This window comes from Streptomyces sp. R33, assembly GCF_041200175.1.
Classification (GTDB): domain Bacteria; phylum Actinomycetota; class Actinomycetes; order Streptomycetales; family Streptomycetaceae; genus Streptomyces; species Streptomyces katrae_B.
In genome coordinates this window covers 5,330,320-5,344,600 of sequence record NZ_CP165727.1, presented here as the reverse complement: position 1 = coordinate 5,344,600, position 14,281 = coordinate 5,330,320, and the positions used below count along the sequence as shown (strand labels likewise).

Annotated in this window: 9 protein-coding genes; 7 read left to right on the top strand and 2 right to left on the bottom strand. The window is 74.2% G+C overall.

What is annotated here, in order from left to right; genetic code table 11:
* Positions 1-84 precede the first annotated feature (84 nt).
* The gene (locus tag AB5J51_RS24455; protein WP_369778646.1) at positions 85-1,842 is read right to left on the bottom strand and encodes a protein kinase; all 1,758 of its coding nucleotides are present in this window, start codon (positions 1,840-1,842) and stop codon (positions 85-87) included.
* A 468-nt stretch (positions 1,843-2,310) separates the two neighbouring features.
* Here AB5J51_RS24455 and AB5J51_RS24450 point away from each other — a divergent pair, with 468 nt between their 5' ends.
* The 5 genes from AB5J51_RS24450 (at position 2,311) to AB5J51_RS24430 (ending at position 11,658) form a co-directional block, all read left to right on the top strand.
* Positions 2,311-5,490, top strand: coding sequence for an FHA domain-containing protein (locus AB5J51_RS24450; protein ID WP_369780306.1), 3,180 nt, complete (start codon positions 2,311-2,313; stop codon positions 5,488-5,490).
* Positions 5,491-5,607: 117 nt separating this feature from the next.
* Positions 5,608-6,996 carry an ABC transporter substrate-binding protein gene (locus tag AB5J51_RS24445; RefSeq protein WP_369778645.1) on the top strand — a complete coding sequence of 463 codons (1,389 nt, stop codon included), beginning with the start codon at positions 5,608-5,610 and terminating at the stop codon, positions 6,994-6,996.
* 37 nt (positions 6,997-7,033) lie between these two features.
* On the top strand, positions 7,034-8,353 hold the full coding sequence (locus tag AB5J51_RS24440) for a carbohydrate ABC transporter permease (protein WP_369780305.1): 1,320 nt from the start codon (positions 7,034-7,036) through the stop codon (positions 8,351-8,353).
* The gene (locus AB5J51_RS24435; protein WP_133897890.1) at positions 8,350-9,261 is read left to right on the top strand and encodes a carbohydrate ABC transporter permease; all 912 of its coding nucleotides are present in this window, start codon (positions 8,350-8,352) and stop codon (positions 9,259-9,261) included. Before AB5J51_RS24440 ends, AB5J51_RS24435 begins: the two co-directional genes overlap by 4 nt.
* 123 nt (positions 9,262-9,384) lie before the next feature.
* A complete protein-coding gene (locus tag AB5J51_RS24430; RefSeq protein ID WP_369778644.1) occupies positions 9,385-11,658 on the top strand; it encodes a CDP-glycerol glycerophosphotransferase family protein in 2,274 nt (757 codons plus the stop codon).
* Between the two features lie 36 nt (positions 11,659-11,694).
* Here AB5J51_RS24430 and AB5J51_RS24425 read toward each other — a convergent pair whose 3' ends face one another.
* Complete coding sequence (locus AB5J51_RS24425) at positions 11,695-12,336, bottom strand: TetR/AcrR family transcriptional regulator (RefSeq protein ID WP_369778643.1); 642 nt, start codon at positions 12,334-12,336, stop codon at positions 11,695-11,697.
* A gap of 148 nt (positions 12,337-12,484) precedes the next feature.
* Here AB5J51_RS24425 and AB5J51_RS24420 point away from each other — a divergent pair, with 148 nt between their 5' ends.
* Complete coding sequence (locus tag AB5J51_RS24420) at positions 12,485-13,402, top strand: ABC transporter permease (RefSeq protein WP_166663165.1); 918 nt, start codon at positions 12,485-12,487, stop codon at positions 13,400-13,402.
* Positions 13,395-14,213 carry an ABC transporter ATP-binding protein gene (locus AB5J51_RS24415; protein WP_240805422.1) on the top strand — a complete coding sequence of 273 codons (819 nt, stop codon included), beginning with the start codon at positions 13,395-13,397 and terminating at the stop codon, positions 14,211-14,213. The genes AB5J51_RS24420 and AB5J51_RS24415 overlap by 8 nt, the downstream gene beginning before the upstream one ends.
* The last annotated feature ends 68 nt before the right edge of the window (positions 14,214-14,281 follow it).

Below are 14,281 nucleotides of genomic sequence, written 5' to 3'. Positions count from 1 at the left end.
GAACGCGGCGACCTTCACTTCTGGGGGCGAAATCACGTCCCAGAAGTCGACAAATCCACGAAGTCGGCGCTACGAGGGCCCCGTTCAGGGCGTGCCGGTGCCCGTTCCGCCGCCCGTGGCGTCGCCGATCGCGCCGACCCAGTCGACGATGTCGGAGCCCCAGGTCCACAGCTGGTCCCACCAGCCCTTGCCGGTGCCGACCCACTCCTGGAGCGGGGTGAGCTCCCAGACCAGCCAGCCCGCCACGACGAACAGCAGGATCAGGACCAGGCAGCCCTTGAGGCAGCCCAGGCCCGGGATCTTGACCGGGTTGGCGCTGCGGCGACGCGGCTCGCGCGGCTCCCGGGGCGCGCGCTGCGGCGGGGCCTGCGGAGGCTGCTGCTGCGGGGGCGCCTGGCGCTGGGGCTGCCGCGGGGGCTGCTGCTGGTACGGGGGCTGCTGCGGCTGCTGGTACTGCTGGGGCGGCGGCTGCGGCTGGTAGTACGGCTGCTGCTGCGGAGGCTGCTGGTACTGCGGCGGCTGGGGGCGCTGCTGCTGGTACGGCTGCTGCGGCGGGCCCTGCCGGTACTGCGGGGGCTGCTGCGGCGGCGGGGGTGCCTGGCGCTGCGGGCGCCGGCGCAGCGGGTCCTCGCTCGGGTCGAGGTACTGGATCTGCGTCTGCTCGTTGCGGTCGCGCGCGGCCTGCATCTGCGACTGCCACGGGTGCGGCTGGTCCGGCTGCTGCACCGGGGGCATGACCGAGGTCGGGTCCGCGCCGGGGCCGCCCGTGCTGGGCAGCACCGAGGTGGCGTCGGCGGCGCCGACCGGCGGGAGTACGCTGGTCATGCCGTTCGGGTCGTACGCGCCCATCGGCGACGCGGCGGCGGCACGGCCGGGCAGCACCTGGGTCGGGTCGGCGGCGCCGCCCGGGGTCTCGGGGACCGGAGCGGGCGAGGGGTCGGGCGCGAGCAGCGCGCCGACGCCGAGAGCCGCCTCCACCTCGGAGGGGGCGCTGTGCACGCCGATGCCGGAGGCGACCACGCGCAGTCCGCGGGCCAGGTTCTCGGCGCTGGGGCGCTCGTTCGGCTCCTTGCGCAGGCAGCGCTCGATGACGATCCAGAGCGGCTCGGGCACGTTGGCCGGGCGCTGTGGGTCCTCGCTGAGGTGGCGGTGGAGCACTTCGAGGGCGGTGCCCCCGGCGAACGGCGGGCGTCCGGTGACCAGTTCGTACAGCAGGATGCCGGCGCCGTAGACGTCGACGGCGGAGGTCTGCGGGCGGCCCTCGGCGGACTCGGGGGCGACGTAGGCGGGGGTGCCGACGAACTCGTGCGTGCGGGTCAGGCCCGGGGAGTCGGCGAGGCGGGCGATGCCGAAGTCGGTGAGCATCGGCTTCATCTGGCCGCCGCGCTCGTCCAGCAGGACGTTGGCGGGCTTCAGGTCGCGGTGGACCACGCCGTCGGCGTGGCTGGCGGCGAGCGCGTCCGCGATCTGGGCGGTCAGCAGGCTCGCCGCGACCGGCGTGAAGGGGCCGTTCTGCCGGATGTACTTGTGCAGGTCCGGGCCGTCGATCAGGTCCATGACGAGGGCGAGGAGGTCGCCCTCGACGACGAGGTCGCGGGTGCGCACGATGTTCTGGTGCGTCAGGCGCAGCAGGACCGAGCGCTCCCGCAGGAAGCGCATGACGATGTCCGCGTCCTGGGCCAGCTCCTCCTTGAGGACCTTGATGGCCACGGTCTCGCCGGGCTGCCCGGCGACGGCTGCCTCCGCGCCGGCGGTCTCCCGCTGGCGGGCACGCCAGACGGTGCCCGTGGCGCCGCGTCCGAGCGGCTCCTCGAGCAGGTACTTGCTGCCGACTGGCCGCACGTCTCGCGCTCCCTGCTGTCGTCCTGCTGTGGTTCGTTTCGTGGTTCGTTTTCCGGCCCACTCTAGGGGGTGTCCCCGGGGAAGACGCGGGGTGCCGGGGGTTGGTTGCCGCACATATATACGAAGAGTGATGTTTGGCGGGGTATGCCGGGGGCGATTTTCCCCGGGGTTGCCCTGCGGTCCCCGGCCTTCCTCGGCTTTCGTCGGCTCGTATGACCGGATGCGCACCCCGGGTGGACGAGGGGTGTGATCATTCAAGATCATTTATTGGCCGGTGCCGGGCGTGTTGTCCGTGACAGGTGCGAGGATGCACCCGTACGGAACGGCCGGGACGGGAGCCCCGCCTTCCGGGCAGACCTGACCGGACGACGCGCCGTGCCGGGTGGGGGGTTGATCGGGCAGGCACGCCCGTCGTACCCCTGCCGGGCGCACGCACCGCGCACCGCGCAGAAGGGACCGCTGACGGCGATGCAGATCCGGCTGACCGTCCTTGGGTCGCGCAGCGGCCACCAGACCGCGCCCGCCGGCTGTGACGTGCTCGTCACCGCGCCCGTGGGCACCGCCCTCGCCGCCGTGGCCTCCGGCCTGGCGGCGACCGTCGGCGGACCCGACACCGGCGGCACGGTCGTGCTGTACGCCGGTACGGAGCGGCTCGACCTCCAGCGGCGGGTGCTCGGTGAGCCGCCGCTCGTGGACGGGGCGGTGCTGGGGCTGCACGCGCCGGTGCCGGACGTCCTGCCGGACGGCACGGACGGCGCGCAGCTGCACGTGGTGGCGGGCCCGGATGCGGGCGGGGTGCACCTGCTGCACCCCGGGGCGATCCGGATCGGGCGCTCGGCCGACGCCGATGTCCCGCTGGACGACCCGGACGTGTCGCGGCTGCACTGCGCGGTGACGGTGATGCCGGACGGGCGGGTGGCGGTGGCCGACCTGAACTCGACGAACGGCACGACGGTGGACGGTGCGGTGGTCGGGGCGCAGCCGGTGGCGCTGCCGCCGGGTGCGCTGCTCCGCATCGGGGAATCGACCCTCCGCCTGGCTCCCGACGCGGCGTCCCCGCTCCCCGTCGTCCCGGACCTGGAGGGCCACCTCTCCCTGGCCGGCCCGCCCCGGGACACCTCCGGCGAGGCCGGCCCCGACGCGGGGCGTTCCGGCGCGGGACGGTCCGCCGAGGCCGGCGCACAGCACGGCGCCCCCGGCGCCGACCGGACCTCCGGCCGGCCGTCCGGGCCGGGCCGGACCGACGGAGCAGAACACGGCCCGGCGCACGGGACACCGTCCGGCGAGGGCCGGGCCGGCGCCGGCGGCACCGGGTGGGGCGGCGCAGCCGGATCCCGCCCGGGCTCGGCGCCCGGCGGGCCCTCCGGGGCCGCTTCGGGCACGGGCCTGCACATCGGCACGCCCGGCGCCGACCAGGCCGGTCGGGCCGCGGCGGCGCACGGCTCCCCCGGCGCCGCACGGGGCGCAGCCGAACCCGGCGCGGGCGGGCAGGAGGGGTCCGGCGGGGAGCGGGCCGGGGGTGAACAGCGCGGAGGGCTCCGGCGGGGCATCGGGGCCTGGGCGCGGAAGTGGGTCCGGGGCGACGAGGGGCCCGCGTACGGGAGTGCAATCGCCGAGGCGGCCGTGGCCGCCGTGCCCGACGCCGACGATCCTGCCGCGCTGCTGCTGGCCGCGCTCGGGCCGACCCGGCGGTTGTGGTCCCGTCCCCGGGGGCAGCTCGACGTCGGCCTCGGGGCCGGCAGCCGGATCGCGTTCCAGGACGTCGGCTCGCTCGGCATCGCCGGGCCCCGTGCGCGACTGACCGGGGTCGCCCGGTCCGTCGTCGCCCAGCTCGCCGGGCTGCACGCGCCCGGCGAGCTGGAGATCGTGCTCCTCGCCGCCGACCGGGCGCGCGGTGTCGCCGAGCGGCGCGGCGACTGGGGGTGGCTCGGCTGGCTGCCGCACGTGCGCGCCGCGCACGGCCAGGACTGCCGGCTGCTCCTCGCGTACGACCGCGACCAGGCCACCGCCCGTACCGGTGAGCTGACCCGCCGCCTCGACGACAGTCCCCTCGGCACGCACTGGGCCGCCGCCGACCCCGGCAGCGTCCGCGAAGCCGCGGACGCCCACCAGGGCCCGTACACGCTCCTCGTCGTCGACGGCGATCCCGGCTCCGGGGCGCTGCGCGACATCACCGGCCGGCTCGCCTCGCACGGGCCGGCCGCCGGGATCCACGTCCTCGTGCTGGCCGAGACCCCGGCCGCCACGCCCGCCTCCCCGCTCGCCGAGACGTACGAAGCCGCCTGCGCGAGCAGCCCCGCCTTCCGGGACTGCGGGGCGGTCGCCCTGCTCAGCGGCGATGTGGCCACGACCGTACGGACGTTCACGGTGACGGGCGGCAAGCCGGTCCCGCCCGGTACCACCGCCACCGCCGACGCCGTCTCCGCGGCCTGGGCCGAGCGGTTCGCCCGGGCCCTGGCCCCGCTGCGCGCAGAGCCCTCCCCCGCCGCGCCCCGGCGGGCCGTCGCCGCCGCGCTGCCGAACAGCGCACGCCTGCTGGACGAGTTGGGGCTGGCCCGGGCCACCCCGGCCTCCCTGATGGCCCGTTGGGCCGCCGCCACCGACCAGGGGCAGGAGGTGGGCGGCCGCGCCGAGCTCGTGCTCGGCAGCGGGCGCCGCGGGCCGGTCGGGGCCGAGCTCGTACAGGACGGTCCGCACCTCCTCGTCGAGGGGCCCGCCGGCAGCGGCCGTACCGAGCTCCTGCGGTCGGTGGCCGCCTCCCTCTCCGCGGCCGCCCGGCCCGACCGGCTGGGCCTGGTCCTGCTGGACGGGGCCGGCGGCGAGCGCGGCGACGGGCTGCAGCCCTGCACCGAGCTCCCGCACGTCGCCGCCCACCTCGTGGCCTGCGACCCCGTCCGGATGCGGGAGTTCGCGCAGGCCCTCGGCGCCGAGCTGAAGCGCCGGGCCGAGCTCCTGGACGGGGTTCCGTTCGCCGAGTGGCACGCCCGGCACGAGGTGTCCCACCGGATGGTCTCGCCGCGCCGGCCCGGCCCCGGCGAGCTGCTCGGCGACCTCGACCCGCAGCGCACGGGCACGCTCCGGCTGCGCACGGCCGCCCCGCGCACCGAGCCCGCCGGGCCGAGCCCGCTGCCCCGGCTGGTGGTGCTCGTGGACGACTTCGACGCGCTGGTCGCGCCGGGGCTCGGCAGTACGGGCCGCCCCGCCGCCGGCTCCGTCGTCCGGGCGCTGGACGCGGTGGCCCGCGACGGCGCCCGGCTCGGCGTGCACCTGGTGGCGGCCAGCGCCCGCCCGGACCGTACGGCCGACAGCGAGCTGTCCCGTTCGAAGCCGCTGCGGATCGATCTGGACGCCCCCGACCAGCCGGGTCCCGGCCGCGGCCTGCTGCGGTACGCGGACGGGCGGACGGTCCCGTTCCAGGCCGGCCGGGTGACCGGCCGGATCCCGCGGACGGCGACGCAGCGGCCGACCGTGGTGCCGGTGGAGTGGGAGCGGATGGGCGATCCTCCGGCCCGCCGGCCCGTGCGCGAGCTGGGCAACGGGCCCACCGACCTGGCGCTGCTGGCGAGCGCCCTGGACCGGGCCTCGCACCTGGTCTCGGCGATACCCGTGCTTTTCCCGCCCGCCCCGCCGGCCGCCCCGGCGCCGTGAGCCCCGAACCCCGACCCCGCGACACGCGGCGACACGGCTGAGGCGGTATTGCGGGGGTGCGCGGCTCGGCGTAGACCTTGTGGGACCAGTCACACCACGGGCATCGGGGGCAGAGCCATGCGCAGGCAGGGAACGAGCCGTACGACGAACCGTAGAAGCAGCCACGCCGCCGCCTGGACGGCACTGGCGGCCGCGGGCGCCCTCGCGCTGAGCGCGTGCGGGGACGGCGGGGACAAGAAGGACGGCCCGCCGAAGGGCGGTGAGGCGTCCACGGCCGGGCAGCGGGTGGAATTACCGAAGCTGAACGGCGAGAAGTTGGAGGTCGCGGCGGTCTGGACGGGGCCGGAGCAGGCGAACTTCACGAAGGTCCTGAAGGAGTTCGAGAAGCGGACGGGTGCCACGGTCACCTTCGTCCCGGCCCAGGACCCGATCGTCACCTTCCTCGGTACGAAGATCGCGGGCGGCCAGCCGCCGGACGTGGCGCTGCTGCCGCAGGTCGGGGCCCTGGTCTCGGCGGTGCAGAACAAGTGGGTGCAGCCCGTCGGCCCGGAGGCCAAGGCGCAGCTCGACAAGAACTACTCGGACGGCTGGAAGAAGCTCGGCGCGGTCGACGGCACCCAGTACGGGGTGTACTACAAGGCCGCCAACAAGTCGCTGGTCTGGTACAACGCGAAGGCCTTCGAGGCGGCGGGCGTGCAGCCGCCGAAGACCTGGAAGGAGCTGCTGACCGCGGCCGACACCCTCTCCGCGTCCGGTACCCCGGCCGTCTCGGTGGCCGGTGCGGACGGCTGGACCCTGACGGACTGGTTCGAGAACGTCTACCTCTCGCAGGCGGGCCCGCAGAAGTACGACCAGCTCGCCAAGCACCAGATCAAGTGGACGGACGACAGCGTCAAGCAGGCGCTGACCACCCTCGGCGAGCTGTTCGGGCGCAAGGACTTCCTGGCGGGCGGCCCGAGCGGGGCGCTGGCCACCGAGTTCCCGAAGTCGGTGACGCAGACCTTCACCGGGGGCGGCCGGCCGGCGGCCGCGATGGTCTTCGAGGGCGACTTCGTGGCGGTGAACATCGCGCAGACCGAGGCGAAGGTGGGCGAGGACGCCCTCGTCTTCCCGTTCCCGGCGGTCGGCGGCAAGGCGCCGGTGGTCTCGGGCGGTGACGTCGCGGTCGCGCTGAAGCCGTCGGCCGGGGCGCAGGCGCTGCTGACGTTCCTGGCCTCACCGGACGCGGCGGAGATCCAGGCCCGCGAGGGCGGTTTCGTCTCCCCGAACAAGTCGGTCGACACGAAGGCCTATCCGAACGACATCCAGCGGAACATCGCCAAGGCCCTGATCGCGGCGGGCGACGACTTCCGCTTCGACATGTCGGACCAGGCTCCGGCGGCGTTCGGCGGGACCCCGGGCGCGGGCGAGTGGAAGGCGCTGCAGGACTTCCTGGCGAACCCGTCGGACGTGGCGGGCATCCAGGCCAGACTGGAGGCGGACGCGGCCAAGGCCTACGGGAACTGATCCCGTGGCAGCCAAGGCCACCGCGCCCACCCAGGCCATACCCCCCTCGGCTTCACGGTCCTCGGAGGCCCGGCGCCGCCGCATCGTCGCGGCGGCGTTCCTCCTGCCCGCCCTGGTGCTGCTCGGCGCGCTCGTCGTGCACCCCATCGGCTATTCGGTCTACCGCAGCTTCTTCGACCGCTCCGGCGACACGTTCGTGGGCGGCGGCAACTACCAGGAGATCCTGCACGACGACACGATCCGCACGGCCCTGAAGAACACGGCGCTGTGGGTGGTGCTGGCGCCGACCACGGCCACCGCCCTCGGCCTGATCTTCGCGGTGCTCACCGAACGGGTGCGCTGGGGCACGGCGTTCAAGCTGCTCGTGTTCATGCCGATGGCGATCTCGATGCTGGCGGCGGGCATCATCTTCCGGCTCGTGTACGACCACGACCCCGACCGGGGGGTCGCGAACGCGGTCTGGGTCGGGGTCCACGACACCTTCGCGGAGTCCTCCGCCTTCCCCAAGGCCCGTCCGGGCCGCGACTCCCCGCTGGTCCCGGCCGCCGGAGCCGCCGCGGGCGGCTTCACCACCCGGGATCCCGTACGGGCGGGCGTACCGGTGCTGCTCCCGCTGGTCGGCGTGGCTCCGGAGGACCTGCCCGAAGGGACCCGTACGGCCCGGGCCGCGCCCGCCGACCCCGGCAAGGTCACCGGAACGGCCTGGCAGGACTTCACCCGGGGCGGCGGCGGCCGGACGAACGGCGTCGACCCGACCGAGTCCGGCTTCGCGGGGATGCGGATCGAGGCGGTCAAGGACGGCAAGGTGGTCGACTCGGCCACGGCCCGCGCCGACGGCACCTTCACCCTGTCCGCGAAGGCCGACGGAGCCCTGCTGCGGCTGCCGGCGTCGAACTTCCGGGAGGCGTACGCGGGGGTGGAGTGGCTCGGCCCGACGCTGGTGACCCCGGCGGTGATCGGGGCGTACGTCTGGATGTGGGCCGGTTTCGCGATGGTGCTGATCGGGGCCGGGCTTGCCGCCGTACCGCGGGAGCTGCTGGAGGCGGCGCGGGTGGACGGGGCGAACGAGTGGCAGGTGTTCCGCCGGGTCACGGTGCCGCTGCTGGCGCCCGTGCTGGCGGTCGTCCTCGTCACCCTCGTCATCAACGTGATGAAGATCTTCGACCTGGTCTTCGTGATCGCTCCGGGCTCGGTGCAGGACGACGCGAACGTGCTCGCCCTCCAGCTGTACCGCACCTCCTTCGGCACCGACGCCGATCCGGGGCTGGGCAGCGCCATCGCCGTACTGCTGCTGGCGCTGGTGGTCCCGGTCATGCTCTACAACATCCGCAGGCTGCGGAAGGAGGGTTCCCGATGAGCGCCTCCGCCCAGGCCCGCCCGGGAGAACGTGCCGGTGCCCGCCCCGTTCCCCGCGCCGGTGCGCGGGCCGGCCGGCTCGCGGCCGGCGCGGCCTCGGGGGCCGTCCGCGTGTTCCTGGTGCTGGCCGCGCTGTTCTGGCTGCTGCCCACCCTCGGGCTGCTGATCTCCTCCCTCCTCTCCCCCACCGACCTGAACAAGGGCGGCTGGTGGCAGGCGCTGACCGCGCCGACGCGGCTGACGGCCGACAACTACGAGCGGCTGCTGGCCAACGACACCATCACGAACGCCCTGCTCATCACGGTGGCCATCACGGTCCCGGCGACCCTGCTCGTGGTCGTCCTGGGTTCGCTCGCCGGATACGCCTTCGCCTGGCTGGACTTCCCGGGCCGGGACTGGCTGTTCCTGATCGTGGTGGGGCTGCTCGTCGTCCCGGTGCAGGTGGCGCTGATCCCGGTATCGGAACTGTTCGGCGCCATAGGGCTGTTCGGGACCACGGCCGGGGTGGTCCTGTTCCACACCGCGTTCGGGCTGCCGTTCGCCGTGTTCCTGCTGCGCAACTTCTTCGCGCAGATCCCGCGCGAGCTGCTGGAGGCGGCCCGCCTCGACGGCGCGGGCGAACTGCGGCTGTTCACCAAGGTGGTGCTGCCGCTGGGCGCGCCCGCGATCGCCTCGCTCGCCATCTTCCAGTTCCTGTGGGTGTGGAACGACATGCTGGTCGCGCTGGTGTTCGCCGACTCGGCGCACCCGCCGGTCACGGTCGCCCTCCAGCAGCAGGTCCGGCAGTTCGGCAACAACATCGACGTGCTGGCGCCCGGCGCGTTCCTGTCGATGGTGGTGCCGCTCGTGGTGTTCTTCGCCTTCCAGCGGCAGTTCGTCACGGGGGTGATGGCGGGGGCGGTCAAGTAACTCCCACAGCCTCGTTGACGTGCGGCGTTGACGCTCGGTAACCCGAATGCCACACGCTGCGTAACCCGATCGCCACGCCGGGGGTTGCTGGGCAATATGCCCACGCCGACCCCTGGATGTGCCGTGCCCCGGTTCAGCGTCATCGTGCCCGCGTACAAGGTTCAGGCATACCTCCAGGAGAGTCTGGACTCGGTCCTGTCCCAGTCCTACCCGGATCTGGAACTGATCGCGGTGGACGACGCCTCCCCGGACGCCTGCGGCGCGATCATCGACGAGTACGCGGCGCGGGACGCCCGGGTGACCGCCGTGCACCTGGCGCACAACCTCGGCCTGGGCCCGGCCCGCAACGCGGGCCTGGCCCGGGCGACCGGCGACTACCTGGTCTTCCTCGACGGCGACGACACCCTCGCCCCGGGCGCCCTGCAGGCCATCACCGACCGGCTCAAGGACACCGGCTCCCCCGACGTCCTCGTCTACGACTACGCGCGCACCTTCTGGACGGGGGAGCTGGTGCGCAACCGCCTCGCGCACCGGCTGTCCGAGGAGGGCCCGGCCAGCTTCCGGCTCGCGGACCGCCCGGCCCTGCTCGGCATGCTGATGGTCGTCTGGAACAAGGCCTACCGCCGCGAGTACGTGGAGCGCGAGGGCCTGGAGTTCCCGCCCGGGTTCTACGAGGACACCCCCTGGACCTACCCGGCGCTGCTGGCCGCCGAGTCCCTCGCCGTCCTGGACCGGGTGTGCGTGCACTACCGCCAGCGGCGCACCGGCTCGATCCTGACCACCACCAGCCTCCGCCACCTCGACATCTTCGACCAGTACGACCGGGTCTTCGGGTACCTCGCCGGCCGCCCCGAGCTGGAGCGCTGGCGCCCCACCGTGCACCGGCGGATGGCCGAGCACTTCTGCGCCCTGTACGCGGACCCGCACCGCCTCCCGCGCAAGAGCCGCGCCGAGTTCTTCCACCGGGCCTCGGGGCTGCTGCGCCGCTACCGGGCCGCCGGCTCGCGGCCGCTGTCCCTGTCGCGCACCGACCGGATCCGGCACACCCTGATGCGGTTCGGGGTGCGCCGCACGTACCGCACGCTCTCGCTGCTCCGCTCGGCCGCGCTGGCGGCAGGGCGTACGGGGGCGTCGCTGTGGCGGGGCCTGCGCGAGAGCGCGCTGCGCCTGCACTACCGCGTCCAGCGGCTGCTGCCGCTGCGCCCGGAGCTGGCGGTCTTCTCCGCGTACTGGCACGGCGGCTACGCCTGCAACCCGGCGGCCGTCGAGGCCAAGCTGCGCGAGCTCGCGCCCCGGATGCGGACGGCGTGGATCTGCGACCCTCGGCACGCCGCGACGCTGCCGCCGCAGACGGCGATGCTCCGCCCCGGCTCCGCCGCGTACTGGACCGCGCTCGCCAGGGCCACGTACCTCACCACGAACGTCAACTTCGACCGCGCCCTGGTCAAGCGGCCGGGCCAGGTGCTGCTGCAGACCCAGCACGGCACCCCGCTCAAGCGGGTCGGCCTGGACCTCCAGGACCGGCCCGCGGCCACTCCCACCACGGACTTCGCGGGCCTGCTGCGCGGCGCGGACCAGTGGGACTACCTGCTCTCCGCGAACCGGCACTCCACCCTGGTGTGGGAGAAGGCGATCCCCTCCTCGTACACCACGCTCGAGTACGGCTACCCGCGCAACGACGCCTTCCACCGGGCCACCCTGGAGAACGTCCTGGCGCTGCGCGAGCGCCTCGGCATCCCGGCGGGCTCGACAGCGGTCCTGTACGCGCCGACCCACCGCGACTACCGGCGCAGCCGGCCCGAGCACCTCGACTTCGAGCGGGTGCTGCGCGATCTGGGCCCGCGCTTCACGATCCTGGCGCGCACGCACCTGACGTACGCGGACGCGCCCGGCCGGCAGGTGCGCCACCCGCGCCTGGTCGACGTCTCCGCGTACCCGTCGGTGGAGGAGCTCTGCCTGGCCTCGGACGCGCTGGTGACGGACTACTCGTCCCTGATGTTCGACTACGCGGCGCTGGACCGGCCGATCGTGATCCACGCGGACGACTGGGAGGCGTATGAGGCCGCCCGCGGCACCTACTTCGACCTGCGGTCGTGCCCGCCGGGAGCGATCGCCCGGACCGAGGACGAGCTGGTGGACATCTTCGCCACCGGCCACTGGCAGGGCTCGCGTTCGGCGCAGCTGCGAGCGGCGTTCCGCTCCCGTTTCTGCTCGTACGACGACGGCCGCGCGGCCGAGCGCGTCGTCCGCCGCGTCTTCCTGGGCCAGCCGGCCGCGGTCCCGCCCGTCGTCCCGCTCGCGGAGCGCCGCCCCGCTCCCACGGCCCCGTCCCCGACCCCCTCCGCCACCCCCGAACCCACACTGGCCCCGCTGACGACTCCCGGCCTCTGGCCGTAGCCCGCGGCCCCGGCTTCGGCGGCCACGTCGTCCGCGTCAGGACGCGGACGACGTGGCCGTCAGGCCCGCCACCACCGATCGGGCCAGGTCGTCCAGGTACTGCGCCGGCACGGCGTCGCGCACGACGACCTGCCGCCAGTAGAGCGGGCCGATCGCCAGGTCCAGCGCCCGGCCCGGGTCCGTTCCCGCCGCGAGTTCACCCCGCGCCACCGCCTCCGAGACGATCCCCTCGGCCATCCGCCGCTCCCCCTCCAGCAGGGCGCCGCGCACCGCGTCCGCGATCTCCGGGTTGCGGGCCGCCTCGACCAGCAGGTCCGGGATCACCGCCGAGGCGACCGGGTGCTGCAGCACGTGGGACATCACCTCGAGCAGGGCCCGTACGTCCCCGTACAGCGAGCCCGTGGCCGGCACCGGCAGGCCGTCCACCGCGAAGGCCCCCACCAGGTCGAGCACCAGGTGCAGCTTCGACTTCCAGCGCCGGTAGACGGCCGTCTTGCCGACGCCCGCGCGCCGGGCGATCCCCTCGATGGACATCCGCGAGAACCCGACCGCGGCCAGTTCGTCCAGTACCGCGGCCCGGATCGCCTCGGTCACGTCCTCGCGCAGGACGGCGGCCCCGGCGGGGGCACGGCGGGCGGGAGCGGGGGCGGGAGCGGCGGCGGCAGGGTCGGTGGTCATGCACAGAGCATAGCCGGGCACGCCGGGACCAGCTCGTCGCGACGATACGGTTGCGTTCCGACGTGCCGCGCCCTAACCTCGCCGTAGCGACGATACGGACCCGTCCCATCGCCGACCGACGCCCCGACCCCCGTCGAAAGCGACCCCCGTGACAGTGACCACCCACCCCGCCGAACCCGCGACGGAACCGGCGGCACCCGCCTCACTCGCAGCACTGGCGGCGGCCCACGGCCTGACCGTCAGCGGCGCCCGCCCCCCGCTCCCGAGCTACGTGCGCCGGCTCTGGGGCCGCCGTCACTTCGTGACCGCGTACGCCACCGCCCGGATGCACGCCACGTACAGCACGGCCCGGCTCGGCCAGGTCTGGCACCTGGTGACCCCGCTGCTCAACGCGGCCGTCTACTACTTCATCTTCGGCATCGTGATGAACGCCAGCCACGACGTGCCGGACTACATCCCGTTCCTGATCACGGGCGTCTTCGTCTGGGACTTCATCGGCAGCTCCATCAACGCCTCGACCCGTGCCGTGCACAGCAACCTCGGCCTGGTCCGCGCCCTGCACTTCCCGCGCGCCAGCCTGCCGCTGTCCACCGTCGTCCAGCTCTTCCAGCAGCTGCTCGTCACCATGGGCGCGCTCGTCCTGCTCCTGCTCGCCTGCGGCCAGACCCCGGCCCCGAGGTGGCTGCTGGCCGCGCCCGCCCTGGCCCTGATGGCCGTCTTCTGCGCCGGCGTCGCCATGGTCATGGCCCGCATCGGCAGCAAGAGCCCGGACGTCAGCCAGCTGATGCCGTTCATCCTGCGCACGTGGATGTACTCCTCCGGGGTCATGTGGTCCATCGACCAGATGCTCAGCAAGGACCACCTCGCGCACTGGGTCACCGTCGTGCTCAAGACCAACCCGGCAGCCGTCTACATCGACCTGATGCGCTACGCGCTGATCGACAGCTTCGACCCGCACGCGCTCCCGCACCACGTGTGGGCGATCGCCGTCGGCTGGGCCCTGCTCGCCGGCGTCGGCGGATTCATCTACTTCTGGAAGGCTGAGGAGGAGTACGGCCGTGGCTGACACCGCAACCGCCCCCGCACACCGCGCACCGTCCGTGGCGGTCGACGCCACGCGCGTCCCCACCGTCATCGCCGACGACGTCCACGTCGTCTACAAGGTGCACGGCTCCGGTGGCCGCAAGGGCGGCGCCACCGCCGCCCTCAGCCGGATCTTCTCCCGCAAGCCGGCCCCCGGCATGCGCGAGGTGCACGCCGTCAAGGGCGTCACCTTCGTCGCGTACAAGGGCGAGGCCATCGGCCTGATCGGCTCCAACGGCTCGGGCAAGTCCACCCTGCTCTCCGCGATCGCCGGCCTCCAGCCCGTGGCACGCGGCAGGATCTACTCCCACGGCCAGCCCTCGCTCCTCGGCGTGAACGCCGCCCTGATGAACGACCTCACCGGCGAGCGCAACGTGGTCCTCGGCGGCCTCGCGATGGGGATGTCCAGGCAGCAGATCCACGAGCGCTACCAGGGCATCGTCGACTTCTCCGGCATCAACGAGAAGGGCGACTTCATCTCCCTGCCCATGCGCACGTACTCCTCCGGCATGGGCGCCCGGCTGCGCTTCTCCATCGCCGCCGCCAAGGACCACGACGTCCTGATGATCGACGAGGCCCTCGCCACCGGCGACGCCGCCTTCCAGCGCCGCAGCCAGGCCCGCATCGAGGAGCTCCGCGAGCGCGCCGGCACCGTCTTCCTCGTCAGCCACGGCATCGGCACGGTCCGCGAGACCTGCGACCGGGCGATCTGGCTGGAGGCCGGGGTCCTGCGCATGGACGGCCCCTCCGCCGAGGTCTGCGACGCGTACGAGGAGTTCACGTCGGGCCGCTGACGCCTCGACCCCCTACGAGAACGGGCGGCCCCGGGACCATCAGGTCCCGGGGCCGCCCGTTCATCCGC